This is a genomic window from Brevibacillus sp. NPDC058079, assembly GCF_042885155.1.
Taxonomy (GTDB): domain Bacteria; phylum Bacillota; class Bacilli; order Brevibacillales; family Brevibacillaceae; genus Brevibacillus.
Window position 1 is genome coordinate 228707 of the sequence record NZ_JBHVSO010000005.1, and the last position, 12622, is coordinate 241328.

14 protein-coding genes are annotated in these 12622 nt (G+C 48.0%); 9 read left to right on the plus strand and 5 right to left on the minus strand.

The window, feature by feature from the left end; genetic code table 11:
• The first annotated feature begins 236 nt into the window (after nucleotides 1-236).
• Nucleotides 237-1061: an inositol monophosphatase family protein gene (locus tag ACFVS2_RS16960; protein ID WP_390235828.1), complete on the plus strand. Its 825-nt coding sequence runs from the start codon at nucleotides 237-239 to the stop codon at nucleotides 1059-1061.
• Between the two features lie 167 nt (nucleotides 1062-1228).
• Nucleotides 1229-2311, plus strand: a complete 1083-nt coding sequence (locus tag ACFVS2_RS16965) for a glycoside hydrolase family 15 protein (RefSeq protein WP_390235831.1) — start codon at nucleotides 1229-1231, stop codon at nucleotides 2309-2311.
• Nucleotides 2312-2403: 92 nt separating this feature from the next.
• Here the strand turns inward: ACFVS2_RS16965 and ACFVS2_RS16970 are convergent, their stop codons facing one another.
• Nucleotides 2404-3330: a helix-turn-helix transcriptional regulator gene (locus tag ACFVS2_RS16970; RefSeq protein WP_390235834.1), complete on the minus strand. Its 927-nt coding sequence runs from the start codon at nucleotides 3328-3330 to the stop codon at nucleotides 2404-2406.
• A gap of 44 nt (nucleotides 3331-3374) precedes the next feature.
• Here ACFVS2_RS16970 and ACFVS2_RS16975 point away from each other — a divergent pair, with 44 nt between their 5' ends.
• Together ACFVS2_RS16975 and ACFVS2_RS16980 are read left to right on the plus strand one after the other, a co-directional pair.
• Complete coding sequence (locus tag ACFVS2_RS16975) at nucleotides 3375-4238, plus strand: alpha/beta fold hydrolase (RefSeq protein ID WP_390235837.1); 864 nt, start codon at nucleotides 3375-3377, stop codon at nucleotides 4236-4238.
• Between the two features lie 239 nt (nucleotides 4239-4477).
• Nucleotides 4478-5257 carry a GNAT family N-acetyltransferase gene (locus ACFVS2_RS16980; RefSeq protein ID WP_390235839.1) on the plus strand — a complete coding sequence of 260 codons (780 nt, stop codon included), beginning with the start codon at nucleotides 4478-4480 and terminating at the stop codon, nucleotides 5255-5257.
• A 21-nt stretch (nucleotides 5258-5278) separates the two neighbouring features.
• On the opposite strand, the gene ACFVS2_RS16985 is transcribed toward ACFVS2_RS16980, so the two are convergent.
• The gene (locus tag ACFVS2_RS16985; protein WP_390235840.1) at nucleotides 5279-6160 is read right to left on the minus strand and encodes a LysR family transcriptional regulator; all 882 of its coding nucleotides are present in this window, start codon (nucleotides 6158-6160) and stop codon (nucleotides 5279-5281) included.
• Nucleotides 6161-6285: 125 nt separating this feature from the next.
• Here ACFVS2_RS16985 and ACFVS2_RS16990 point away from each other — a divergent pair, with 125 nt between their 5' ends.
• Nucleotides 6286-7068, plus strand: coding sequence for a SagB/ThcOx family dehydrogenase (locus ACFVS2_RS16990; RefSeq protein ID WP_390235843.1), 783 nt, complete (start codon nucleotides 6286-6288; stop codon nucleotides 7066-7068).
• A 44-nt stretch (nucleotides 7069-7112) separates the two neighbouring features.
• Here the strand turns inward: ACFVS2_RS16990 and ACFVS2_RS16995 are convergent, their stop codons facing one another.
• Complete coding sequence (locus tag ACFVS2_RS16995) at nucleotides 7113-7829, minus strand: GDSL-type esterase/lipase family protein (protein WP_390235846.1); 717 nt, start codon at nucleotides 7827-7829, stop codon at nucleotides 7113-7115.
• A gap of 157 nt (nucleotides 7830-7986) precedes the next feature.
• Between ACFVS2_RS16995 and ACFVS2_RS17000 the strand changes: the two genes are divergently transcribed.
• Together ACFVS2_RS17000 and ACFVS2_RS17005 are read left to right on the plus strand one after the other, a co-directional pair.
• Complete coding sequence (locus tag ACFVS2_RS17000; protein WP_173618623.1) at nucleotides 7987-8538, plus strand: nitroreductase family protein; 552 nt, start codon at nucleotides 7987-7989, stop codon at nucleotides 8536-8538.
• A gap of 122 nt (nucleotides 8539-8660) precedes the next feature.
• The gene (locus tag ACFVS2_RS17005; protein WP_173618622.1) at nucleotides 8661-9176 is read left to right on the plus strand and encodes a DUF3841 domain-containing protein; all 516 of its coding nucleotides are present in this window, start codon (nucleotides 8661-8663) and stop codon (nucleotides 9174-9176) included.
• Between the two features lie 40 nt (nucleotides 9177-9216).
• On the opposite strand, the gene ACFVS2_RS17010 is transcribed toward ACFVS2_RS17005, so the two are convergent.
• A complete protein-coding gene (locus ACFVS2_RS17010; protein WP_390235850.1) occupies nucleotides 9217-9696 on the minus strand; it encodes a DinB family protein in 480 nt (159 codons plus the stop codon).
• Between the two features lie 143 nt (nucleotides 9697-9839).
• Here ACFVS2_RS17010 and ACFVS2_RS17015 point away from each other — a divergent pair, with 143 nt between their 5' ends.
• The gene (locus tag ACFVS2_RS17015) at nucleotides 9840-10763 is read left to right on the plus strand and encodes a LysR family transcriptional regulator (RefSeq protein WP_390235853.1); all 924 of its coding nucleotides are present in this window, start codon (nucleotides 9840-9842) and stop codon (nucleotides 10761-10763) included.
• 164 nt (nucleotides 10764-10927) lie between these two features.
• Nucleotides 10928-11698: an ANT(4')-I family aminoglycoside nucleotidyltransferase gene (locus ACFVS2_RS17020; protein ID WP_390235855.1), complete on the plus strand. Its 771-nt coding sequence runs from the start codon at nucleotides 10928-10930 to the stop codon at nucleotides 11696-11698.
• An 89-nt stretch (nucleotides 11699-11787) separates the two neighbouring features.
• Here ACFVS2_RS17020 and ACFVS2_RS17025 read toward each other — a convergent pair whose 3' ends face one another.
• Nucleotides 11788-12162 (minus strand): YybH family protein, encoded by a 375-nt coding sequence (locus tag ACFVS2_RS17025; protein ID WP_173618618.1) that lies wholly within the window; start codon nucleotides 12160-12162, stop codon nucleotides 11788-11790.
• Nucleotides 12163-12622 lie beyond the last annotated feature (460 nt).

Sequence of the window (12622 nt, forward strand, 5' to 3'; positions counted from 1 at the left end):
AGGTACCCTTTTTCAATAATCCGGGCGCCGGGTGAAGCAACGACATTTCAGGCGTTTTCCTCATGGCTAACGTGTGGTGTAACAGCAGGTAAAGTATGGTACACTAAAAATATAGCATGGCCGATTTTTAGCACGAGCTGTCTCATCATTTTCGAATAATACGTCGAAGCTGCTCTTTCTAGATGAAAGGGGCGTGCTTTGCGAAAAAATAAGTCAAGTTTTAGGTGGCGATACGTGTGCAAGCATCAACACTGGCGGCTCTCAAGGAGCTTGCTTTGCAATGCGCCCGTTCAGCGGGTGAGCTGAGTCTGAAGCGAATGAAGGAGCCTTTTACCGTCGAGTATAAAACATCAGCCTCCGATCTTGTTACAGCCGTAGATAAAGAAGTGGAGAATCACGTCATTCAGATGATTCTTGCACGCTTCCCTGATCACGGCATTCTTGGAGAAGAGAGTGCACATGCGGAGGACTACAAGCAGTATGATACACTTTGGGTCATCGACCCGATTGATGGCACGACCAATTTTGTTCATCAGCAAATCAATTTTTCCGTTTCCATTGCCGTTTACCATAAGGGAGAGGGAATGGTCGGAGCGGTTTACGATCCTTCCAGAGACGAGTTGTTTTATGCCGTAAAAGGGGAAGGGGCTTTTCTCAATGATCGTCCCTTGCAGGTGAATCGAGCAGTAAGCCTGGAACAAGCTTTGTTATGCACGAGCGTATTTTGGAACAAGCGTGCTGAGCAGATCGGTATCGACTTGATCGTGAAAAAGCTTGCTGGGAAGGTTCGCGGAATGCGCCTGCTAGGAAGCGCCGCTCTGGAGATGGCGTATGTGGCTGCGGGTAGACTGGATGGCTACGTCAGTATGCAGCTCAATGCGTGGGATTTCGGGGCAGCTCGCATTATTGTAGAGGAAGCGGGCGGCCGGGTGACGAACATGACGGGGACACCACTGCCGTACGACCAAAAAAGCAGCGTGATGGCTTGCAATCCGACTTTTTATGAGGAGTTGCAGCAGTTCCTGAAATCGGAACATACCGATGTACCTTCACAAAATTAAGTGTCACAAGAACCCACCGGACATGCGCGTCCAGTGGGTTTTCTTTTGCTATGCAGATTGGGTTTTCGTTTGGACGTCGGTTGCATATGCTATAAAAGCATAGCCGGAAGACGAGCAGCGACTGTATTTGTTGCGAAGTCGGCTTGTCCGAATAAGGGGGGATAACCATGACCCTGATCGAGGAAAGTGTAAAGTTGATCCTTCAGCATCAAGCGAGTACGGGGGCGTATCTCGCTTCACCCGCATTTATCCACTATCAGTATGCGTGGCTCCGCGATGGAACATTTACGGCCTACGCGATGAACCGTACCGGCAACCATGACAGCGCCCGCAAGTTTTACCAATGGTGCGATGATGTGATCCGAAAGCATGAGGCAAAGGCAAGAGCAGCCATTTCGGCAGTAAAAACAGGATTAGACAAAAATGATGCGGGGAACGACCGCTTTTTGCATACGCGCTATACAGCGGACGGAGAAGAAGTAGCAGGCGAATGGGGCAGCTTTCAGCTCGATGGCTACGGGACATGGCTGTGGGGGCTGGCAGAGCATGTGCGGATGAGCGGGGATCATGACTTGGTTCACGAGCTGAAGCCATCTATTGAACTGACGATTGACTATGTAGTGGCGTGCTGGCAGCTCCCTAACTTTGATTGCTGGGAAGAGGGAGGAGACCGAATCCACCCAGTGACGCTAGGAGCCATTTATGCCGGGATCAAGGCGATGGAGCCTTATTTGTCCGACCGAGCTTCCGAACTTGCTCAAGAAGGAGAGACCATTCGCCAATTCATACGCGAGCATGGTACAGCCAACGGGCGATTGATAAAATCTGTCGGGGACCATTCTGTAGATGCAAGTCTGCTCTGGTTGGCACTGCCGTATGGGATCGTCGATGTGGATGATCCGCTTATGATCCGAACTGTGCAGGCCATAGAAGAGGAGTTGCGCGTAGGATACGGCGTGCATCGCTACCCGGTTGATACGTATTACGGCGGAGGTCAGTGGTTGCTGTTATCCGCTTGGTTGGGCTGGTATTACGTGAAAACGGGCAGGCGTGAAGAAGCCGAAAAGATAGCAGCGTGGATTGTTTCCCAGCGGCAAACGAGCGGACTGCCTGAACAAGTGCAGGAGCATTTGCTTTCTCCGGCTCATTATGAGATGTGGGTGGAGAGGGCAGGCTATCCTGCTGTGCCGCTCCTTTGGTCGCATGCGATGTTTCTCGTGTTGGCGGCAGAGCTTGGCATTCAGCACTAACCAGGAAGAAGGTCTTCCTGGTTTTTCTTATTACTGACATTCATTGACACCATTTGTTGCTATGCTCAGTTCAGGACCGAACAGAGTGGCGTTCAAACGGGATAAAAATGACACAGATCATGAAGCTCTTTATGCAGCCAGTCGATTAGCTCAGCAGGCTCCTCTACTGTTGCTTCCCTTCCCAGACTGAGTACAAACCCGGCAACCCAATCTATTTCGGAGGGCGTGACGGTATCGGTAATGAAGCCGGAGCCATCTGCCAGAAGCGTAATCTGATTGCCGAATTGATGGTGGCTTTCGGCTAGTTTGCAGCCTTTTCTCGTCAAGCGAATTTCCAGGGGAAGCTGCTCTCGTTCATCATTCTGTGAGACATGCGGATCAAGGACGACAGAAGGGGCATCCACAATCGTCATGGTTTGGATGCGGTCAACGCGCAGCTTGATCGTGCATTGCCTGAGAAAGCAGAAGCATTTGCAGTACCAGTAGCCATCGAAGGCGTACAAATAATCGGGTTGAATGATGCGGGTGCTTCGTCGGTTCAGGGAGTCGTACGCAATTTCCACAGCTTGTTGTGAAAGAGCAGCATCCAAGAGCGGTCGCAAAAAGGGCGCCTCCACACTTCTGCTCGGGTTCGTCACCCGCAGCTTTTTGCGTAGCTGCTCTACTCTAGTCAAAGCGTCTGTTGGAAGACTCGCGAGCAGCTTGGCGATCACAGACAAGGTTTCTTTTGCAAATGGCTTGTCCGTGTAGGCGAGAAGAGCTTCATACGACAAAATCAGAGCAACGGCTTCCTCAGTCGTGAGGGCAAGGGGCGCTAGCTGATGGGATCGAATCAGTCTGTAACCACCCCCAGGACCGGGGGAAGCTTGCAAAGGCGCACCAGCCTCGCTGAGCAAGTGCAAGTCACGAAGCATGGTTCGTTTGGACACGGACAACGTATTGGCTAAATCACCCACGGTAAAGGTTTTTCCTGTGTGGAAAAGCGCAAGCAGTTCTAGTAAACGACCTGTTCGGTTCATACGTATTCCTCGCTTTAGCTAAAACGAATGAAAGGATGAGTCAAGTGAAGTCACTGACAGTTTATCAGCAGGGGACAAGGTTATATGTGTTAGAAGGTGCACGAAATGGTGAAACCATTTTGTTCTTGCACCCTCAAGGCGGGACCTCGTCCATCTGGAACGACATGTTACCTTATTTTTCAGAGGATTTCCACATCATTTGTATGGATCTGCGTGGGCATGGCCAATCAGAGCATGCGGCTACTGGCTACGATATCAGAACGCAATGTGAGGATATACGGGCAGTTCTCGACCATGCTGGGGTAGAAAGAGCGCATCTGATTGGCAATTCTCTCGGCGGAGATTTCGCCACCTTTTTTGCAGCGAGGTACCCTGACCGCGTGCGATCACTGATCAATCTGGATTCAGGCATGATTGATTTTGTGGGCCCAAATGGCGAACGGGAAGGATCAAAAGCTGAAGTTTTGGAGCAGTATCGCAAGCGTCCAGTGCCAGCGTTCCAGCATCGAGATGAGTTCGCTCCATATGCGAGGGAGCATTGGTATCCGTGGGACCCGTATTACGAAAAATGGTTTCAGCATGTAACGATCTACCCGCTGTCTGATGGTCTGATCACGTATCAGATACCGACTGCGATTAACCTTCAAATCATGGAGACAGTCTGTGATTTGCACTATGAAGATGCCTACGCACAAATGAGATGCCCGGTTCTGTTTCTCCCGGCGGAGACTGAGCCAAAGCTCGATATGAAGCTCTCTCTCATACAAAAGGTCACGAGGCATCCGCAAAGCAAAGCGGTAGTCATTCCAAATTCCAAGCACTTGATGCCGATCGATGCGCCACTAGCAACAAGCATGGAAATACTGGCGTTTTTAAAAGGCTTGGTGCTTGACCGTCCTTCTGGATAACCGAGGCTTCATCGTTGCGAGCAGGACACCGACAAGCGTCACAACGCCACCAGCTATTCACTGATTCTTCTTTCTTTTCCATAGTAAGTAAGAAGTGGTAAAATATCTGCAACCACTCGGCTATCAAAAAACCAACCACTTTTATATAGAATCACCGATTTTGAATCTGGTATCGAAAGACTGGGTCAAATCGTCCGCGATAGTAGATAAAAGCAGAGGAAAGGTGAAGATGGAAGAAAATGGGATATATAGAAATAACGAAAAAAAATATAGAAACGGAGCACATATGCTGTGCATTAGGTGCAAAACAATACGAGCATGCAGTAGCCGAGAAGAAGAAGTGGTTGACAGAGCGAATGGATGAAGGGTTGGTGTTTTATCGCTTGGATGAGCGGGCAAAAGTGTTTATTGAATACTTGCCTGCGGAAATGGCATGGGTTCCAATTGAAGCGCCCAATTATATGTATATCAACTGCTTGTGGGTGTCTGGCAGATATAAAGAGAACGGGTATGCGAAACAATTGTTGCATCATTGCAAGGAGGATGCCATCAAACGTGGCATGGACGGAATCGTTCATATCGTAGGGAAGAACAAGTACCCGTATTTGAGTGAAAGACGTTTTTTTGAACATATGGGGTTTGAACTGGCAGATCAAGCAGAACCGTATTTTCAATTAGTGGTATGGAAATGGAATGAACAAGCTGCTATGCCGTCCTTTTATAAAATAGGACCGACTTCTTCAAAGGAGAATGGCGTCAGCATTTATTACACAGCACAGTGTCCATTTGCTGTTGGTGTTTTGGAAGAATTGAGAAAAGTAGCGGAAGCGAAAAGTGTTCCCTTTCATTCGTACAAGCTGACAACGAGGGAAGCAGCACAGAACGCGCCTGTCATATGGACGACCTTTGGCTTGTTTTATCAGGGTGAATTTATTACCCATGAAATCATGAGTGCCAACAAATTTGAAAAATGGCTAACAGAGCTTCTCGCACACCAAAAGCCCCGCCAATCCCAATAGGCGAGGGCTTTGTTCGTGGGGCTACTTGCTCGTTGGCGTGAAGTCCATGCCTTTGACATATTGCTGGCTGTGAACGGCGAACTCTGCCGTGAGTGGGGAGATCGACTGCCAGTTGCGCACCGCGAGCACCACTTCCCTTGTAATCGGCGGCGATAGAGGGATCGCTACGACTTTGGGGATGACAGGTGGCATGTACAGCTCAGGCATAATGGTGACGCCGATATACTCCTGCACCATGGTCAAAATCGTATACACCTCACGCACTTCAAACGTAACCGTTGGGTTGATGTGATTCTCTTGCAGCATTTTTCGGATGCAGCCATCCTTTGGCATGATAAAACAACGCTCCGCGATTTCGGAAAAACGAAGGGTTTGACTGTCCTTCAACGGATGGGTATCTGGCAAAATGACCATCATTTCGTCTTGCAAGAGCGGCAACGTTTGCATGTCCTTATCAGGCATGACGGTAAAGGCGATGTCGACAACCGAGCTGTGCAGCCAGTTGCTAATTTCATCGCTATCGCCTTCCAAAAGCAGGATGTCCACGGCCGGAAAACGCTTGCGAAAGCTGCCCAAAAGTCCGGGCAAGAAGCGGGAGGCTACGCTGGGGATCGAGGCAATACGTAGGGTACCGGACGAAATCCCGCGGGCCACGTTTGCTTCCTCCGTCATGCAGGATGTGATGTTCAAAATGTCGCGAGCGTGCGCAAGCATTCGCTCTCCGATGCTCGTTGGAGTGATCCCGCTGCGACTTCGCTGAAAAAGACTGACGCCTAGCTCTTTTTCTAGGGACTGTATCATTTGCGAGACGGCGGATTGCGTAAAGCCGATTTCTTCTGCTGCCCGCGTGAAGCTTCCAGCTTTTGCTGCGGCGACAAACACTTGCAGTTGGGTAAGCGTCATGTATCTTCGTTCCTTTTCATTAGTTTTATCTAATGAAAAATATTATAAATCATTGTTTTACTAATGGAAAAGAGCTTCGTATAGTAAAAGGCATCACCACCAAGAAAATACGAGGAGGAACATAGATGCATCCCGAATGGCAGCGAATTGCAAATGAATTTATCGAGGCGACCTCTTACCGGGTGGGCGAGCTGGAAAAAGGCTGGGCCTCTCGTTACGATTTTTCGAAAAGACCAGCGACGTATTTGCGCTATGAAGAGGTGTTTGCCCGCATTGATTTGGGCAAGCCGCAGTTTCCAGCGTCCGTCGATTTGTGGGAGGTCCTCGCCAATCGAAGATCCAAGCGTAATTTCTTGAAGCAACCCATGACGCTTAACGAATTGAATCTCCTGCTGTGGGGTACACAGGGCATCACAGATGATATGGGAGACTATCAGTTACGCACGACGCCGTCTGCCGGTGCCCTGTATCCGATTGAGACGTACCTGATGATTAACAACGTAGAGGGACTGGAGAAAGGTCTGTATCACCTGGATGTACAGAATTGGTGCTTGGAGGGACTGAAGAGAGAAGACACTTCCGAGATCGCCTATCTGTTCACAGAAGAACAAGAGGTGACGAGACGGGCTGCTGTCAATTTCGTTTGGACAGCGATGGTGGATCGCACGAAAGACAAATACAAAGAACGTGCGTACCGCTATATTTGGTGGGATTCCGGGCACGTGTCGCAGAACCTGCATTTGGTAGCAAACGGGCTGGGGCTTGGGGTAACGACGATTGGTCACTGGATGGATCATGACATGAACGAATATTTAGGCATCGATGGCAAGTCTCATATGTCTGTTTTGATGGCATCAGTGGGCAAAATCGCAGGTGGTCATTGGCTGACGGACCGTCGACCGGAATAGCAGTAAAAAAAGGATGGGCATAAGAAGCCGCATCCTTTTTTGATTCAGGATGGTGTGCCAAGTGCGATGTCATGTGCATAAAGTGTATCGCGCAGAACGGTCGCCATGAGCTGGTAGCCGAGGACATGCGGATGAAGTCCGTCGTCAGCCAATTCCTTGCGCAGTTTGATGCCATCTGCATCCGTCATGCGTGAGTGATAATCGACATAGAGACAGCCTGCTTTTTCAGCAATAGCTTGAAACCGTTCATTGATAGTGATGACGAGCTCGTTTCGCTCACAGTTGCGTGCATATCGGTCCATACATGTAGGCAGGAGGGAACAAAGAATGGGCTGGATGCCTTGTTCGAGAGCCGCATGCACCATTGCTTCTACATCAGTGGTCACTTGCTGGCAAATCTCTTGGGGTGTCAGTCGGTCGGAAGGCAAGAATGTGTCCAACGCCCACGTATTGTTAATCCCGATCATGATCATGACGTAACGTGGCTTCAATTGAAGGACATCCGCGACAAAACGTCTGCGGGCCTGTTCTGTTGTGTCACCACCGATCCCGCGATTGACGATCGTCTGACCGGACCGGCCAAAAAAGGTAGCGAGATCCCACCAATGCGTAATGGAATCGCCGAAAAAAACAAAATCGACTGGCTGCTGATGGAAGAGCAGCGCTTCATTATGAAAGTCAAATTCGTTGCGTCGCCTGTCTGCTGGCGCATCGATACTGAAAAATCCGGGCTTTATGAGAGCTGGGCGCTGTTCGACCAAGCTACATCCCTCCTCGTCCAAAAGTTTACCATATCCCTGTAAGCGAAGTGTGCAGTTTCGTTTACTTCTTACTTGATTTTGCCGAGTGTACACGATAACATATGTTCTGAATAAGACTGATAACCATTATCAAAGTGTTGGAGTCTAAGAGAAGAGGGTGACCGTTGTGTCCATTGCCAAAATCATTCGAGAGCGCCGCTCTATTAAAAAAGACTATAAAACAGATACTGTGTCGGAAGAACTTGTTCTAGAGCTGTTGAATGACGCAGTGTACGCGCCGAACCATGGTATTCGTGAGCCATGGAGATTTATGTTTGTATCTTCAGAGAAAAAAGAAGCGTTCGTAGAGAAGTTGATCACCTGCTATCCTTCAGAAGCCCATCAGGCGCGCAGAGACATGTACAACCAACCGGCAGCTTATTTGGTTGTTATCATGAAAGAAGATCCGCGCCAAAAACAATGGGAAGAAGATTTCAGTGCGACGGCTGCTCTCATTCAAAACTTCCAATTGCTCGCATGGGAGCGTGGATTAGGCGTAGTCTGGAAAACAAACGCACACAATTGGGACCCGAAGGCACACGCCATCTTGGGTGTTGCACCAGGAGAGAAAGTCGTTGGTTTCCTGCACCTCGGTTTTTTCGATCAGGAAAATGTACCAGCAGCACGCACACGCACATCTGCCGAAGAAAAGTTCACTCGGTTCGAATAAACGAAAAAACGAGACCATTCGAAGGTCTCGTTTTTTTGTGTAGACTGCACGACTTCGGTTACACTATTGCTTGATCGTTGCTTAATGAGCTCGACTTGAAATATGGGAGTAGGGTGTATGGTATGAGAGTTTTTTGGACGCTACAAAACCAAGAAGTATGGCATATGTCTCAAGATCGGGGATATTTACAAGGGGAACGAGACTACGCGATCTTCCCTAAAGAATATGAATGGATGATTCACCAGATGAAGAAGCGACTGTCAAAATATGAGGGAGAATATCCAATATGGTTGTGGGTGAACAAACCTGATTTGAGGGGTACAGGCTATTTTGAAAGTGGTGTAAAGTTCGTCCGTATCAAAGTTGAATTGGATGAACAATCGGTTTTACTATCTGACTATGATGAATGGCACATGGTATTAAATAATGACTTCCTAGCTAACAGTGAACAAGAGTATGAAGATTACGATCAAGGAAAAGGGATGATTTCAAAAGAGGAAAGCTGGGAACGTATCTTTGCGTGGGATAGAAAGCGAGACTCCAGTTGGGATGCAGACGAGGATAGAGAATTACAAGGGACAACGGGGAAAATAAGTCTAGCGAACGTAAAAAGCGTCGAGTACTTTATCGCGAGGTAATGGGAAAACGAGACCATGGGAAGGTCTCGTTTTTTCGTGATTATCTGGATGCTTCCAGTCCTACGACTTTTACCATGCTTGAAATGATCCCCAGATGGATGGACTCGTGCATGACGGCAAAGTTAAAGACTTCTCCTACCGTCGTAAACTGGAAGGGACCCATTGTAATAGGGGCTGGCAAAGCTGCCTCTAGCTCGTCAGGGGTGACGGAGGACAACCGTTCAAGCTGTACGGACAAGTAGTGAATCAGCTCATCTTTCGAGGGTGGTGCAGTCGTCCAGTCAGAAGGCTTCGTTCCCGTCTGAAAAAGAGTAGCGAAAGAAGGGGGCAGGTCAGATTGATAAGGCAAGCCGATGGAAAGGAAATGCTGAAAACAAAAGACGATATGCCCGATATTCCAGCGAAGTGTATTTGAAAAAGCGGGGGATTGAACATCCAATAGCTCCTCAGGAATCATGGGAATCTGTTGCAGGCCAATTTGACGAACGGATGTGGCTGTAGTGATCAGGCTTTGAGACATGAGACAAAACCTCCCTATCATTTTCCTATGATTGACAGTGCTCTTACCGTCAACTAAAGTGTACGTCGTAGGGGAAATCGCAACAATCATGCTTTTCCGATTAGAATGATTAGTAAAAATGATAAGGCGCATGAGGTGAAGCAATGGAGCTCAGGCAATTGGAGTATTTTATGGCAATATGTGAGGAAATGCATTTTTCCCGGGCCTCAGAAAAGCTGTGTACCTCGCAGTCCAATCTCAGCCAGCAAATCAAGTTTTTAGAGAGTGAGCTGGGTGTCCCGCTGTTTGATCGCTTAGGCAAGCGAATCACGCTGACGGAAGCAGGAAAGGTATTGCTGGAACAGAGTCGGCATGTTTTTTCCCATATCGACTACGCACGTGAAGCAATTGCAGCCATGAAAAACAGCGAAGGGGGCACGCTCACGATCGGTGTCCTGCCTGGAGATGCCGACTTGTTGTTTGATGCTCTTCTTGTAGAATTCCACCGCTTGTATCCCAAAACATCCTTATCCGTCATTGAGTCTACAAGAATAGTGGAGCAAATCACATCCGGCGAGATTGATTTGGGCGTGACTGTGTTACCTGAGCCGGATGAGAGAATCACTGTCATTCCGCTTTTTCACGAAGAGTTTGCACTGGCGGTTCATACCGCACATCCACTTGCCAAGGAAAAGGCAATCAAGCTTGAGCAGCTTCAAGATGTAAAAATGGTGATGTTTCCACCGGATCATCAAGCGAGACAGCTCATCAACCGCTATTGCTTACAGGAAGGCTTTCGTTTGCAGCCTCATATCGAGACGACCACACTCCTGTCTCTATTGACTCTTGTAAAAAAGGGGATCGGGGGCTGTATCCTGCCTAGCTTATTGCTGCAAAACGTAAACGACGACGAGATTGCGATCATCAGCCTCTTGCATCCGACACCCAGCCAAGACATCTGTCTAGTTTATCGCAGGGACAAATATATGGGGTTCGCCGCTCGTACTTTCATCGATACGCTACAAACATATATTCAATCGGCCATCGACAACGCCCATGCTCCCACTACGAATAAAAATCGCTCGTAAGACTTTCCTTTCCTTGGTAAAATGCATATCATTATGAACCTTACGATCTGGTCGATGGGAGGAAGTTCACATGCATCCAAAAAAAGTCCCCCGTTAATCCCGAGGTCCTCCATTCATGTATTTGTGTCAGCTACCCCAAAATATATCAAGGGAGATGTACGTAAATGAACATGAATGGACCTATAAAAATATCTCGAAGTGAACGATTTCAAACCTGCCAAGAAATTGCTGCGAGATTACAGGAAGTATACAAAGAAAAAGTTCTCGCCATTGGGTTGTATGGTTCCGTTTCTCGAGGGACAGACGGCCCTTACTCGGATATCGAGATGTTTTGTGTACTAGAAGAATCAGGGGAAGAAATAGAATTTAGCTACGAATGGTCAGCGGGACCTTGGAAGGCTGAAGTGAATGTGTGCAGTGCAGATGTTTTGCTGAACACTGCGGCTACGGTCGAGGATGATTGGCCGCTGACACATGGCCCATTCTTTTCTCCGCTGAGTCTATATGATCCGAAGGGCTTTTTTGAAACGCTCAAAAAAGCAGCAGAATCACCAGCGCAGGAAGAGTTCACAGAGGGAATCAACGGTATTCTCGTAGGGGAAATGTACGAGTTTATTGGCAAGTTGCGAAACGCAAATCTAAACGGCCCACATACCTATCTGCCCTACTTGGCTATGGAGTTTGCCCAATACGGTGCGATGTTGATCGGGCTGCATAACCGACAGCTTTACTCGACAGGGGCCAAGGTTTTGCCGGAAGCGCTGGAATTGCCACATCGTCCGGCTGGATTCGATCAGGTAGCTAGATTGGTGATGGCGGGGGATCTGACTGATTCAGCAAAAATCGTTAGCGCTTGCGAAGCATTCTGGGAGGGTCTCCAAGAGTGGGCTGCACAGCATCAGTATGTGATTCATTCAGAGAGAATCCCTTTTTAATCGATAAAAAACAAACGAGACCCCTTGCATGAGGGGTCTCGACTTACCAAGAAAGCCTTGCTACCTAGCGAGGCTTTTATTTTTGGGGCTTACTCAACTTTGCCGCTCAGATGCTCGTGAATGAGCTTCCATTCATCTGTCTCTGTTTTCGTAAAAATATTCGTGGCTCTACCACTTCCCGTGACGAATTCGCCGTTGTAATAGCCTTGATATTGATACGTATATACACAGCTAGCGGACCTTTGATCGACAGCAATCCACTGGACATCCGTAGCCGCATAGACTTCATCCTTGATCAGATGCCATGCATTTTCAAAGTAAGCGCGGATCTCACTCAAGGATGTACAAGTCTTGTTGGAAAACCAGTAAATGGCATTCGGATGAAGTACTTTTTCTACATTGGCAAAGTCATGTGTATTGGTAGCGTCAATATATTGCGCTAACGCCTGTTTATACCCTTCCACAAATGATCCCTCTCTCCGCTAAAAATGGTCTATTTATCCATATTTTATATGCTTGCGGCAAAGAAAAAAAGCCCGCCCGATGTAGAAGGGGGCTATTCGGGCGGAAATGGAGGACGTAATGTCCATCGTAGGGTCTGACACATTCATGATAGATGTCTGATGTTAAGGAAGAGTAGAGAGAACATGAAGCATTTGTTAATTTTAGGTTTGTATAAATGCCGAGGGGGCAAGCACCCGTTTTTTTTCTTTTTAATCACTGGGATAGACAGGCATCCATACAGGAGAGATGCGGTTGTCATAAGCTGAATGGAGTACCGATCCTTGCCAGCAGATCGGTGCTTCCATCTGATTTCAATGAGAGGAGAGGTAAATTATGGGTTGCGATCGCGGTGGTTTCGGTTTTTTTGGTGGCGGGTTCATTTGGATTCTCATTATTATTTTTCTCGTGATTTGCTTCATT

What these genes read in the sequence shown, in the direction of transcription:
- ACFVS2_RS16965 (WP_390235831.1), top strand. Translation starts at nt 1,229, where the DNA reads ATGACCCTGATCGAGGAAAGTGTAAAGTTGATCCTTCAGCATCAAGCG.
- ACFVS2_RS16970 (WP_390235834.1), bottom strand. Translation starts at nt 3,330, where the DNA reads ATGAACCGAACAGGTCGTTTACTAGAACTGCTTGCGCTTTTCCACACA.
- ACFVS2_RS16980 (WP_390235839.1), top strand. Translation starts at nt 4,478, where the DNA reads ATGGGATATATAGAAATAACGAAAAAAAATATAGAAACGGAGCACATA.
- ACFVS2_RS16985 (WP_390235840.1), bottom strand. Translation starts at nt 6,160, where the DNA reads ATGACGCTTACCCAACTGCAAGTGTTTGTCGCCGCAGCAAAAGCTGGA.
- ACFVS2_RS16990 (WP_390235843.1), top strand. Translation starts at nt 6,286, where the DNA reads ATGCATCCCGAATGGCAGCGAATTGCAAATGAATTTATCGAGGCGACC.
- ACFVS2_RS17005 (WP_173618622.1), top strand. Translation starts at nt 8,661, where the DNA reads ATGAGAGTTTTTTGGACGCTACAAAACCAAGAAGTATGGCATATGTCT.
- ACFVS2_RS17010 (WP_390235850.1), bottom strand. Translation starts at nt 9,696, where the DNA reads ATGTCTCAAAGCCTGATCACTACAGCCACATCCGTTCGTCAAATTGGC.
- ACFVS2_RS17015 (WP_390235853.1), top strand. Translation starts at nt 9,840, where the DNA reads ATGGAGCTCAGGCAATTGGAGTATTTTATGGCAATATGTGAGGAAATG.
- ACFVS2_RS17020 (WP_390235855.1), top strand. Translation starts at nt 10,928, where the DNA reads ATGAACATGAATGGACCTATAAAAATATCTCGAAGTGAACGATTTCAA.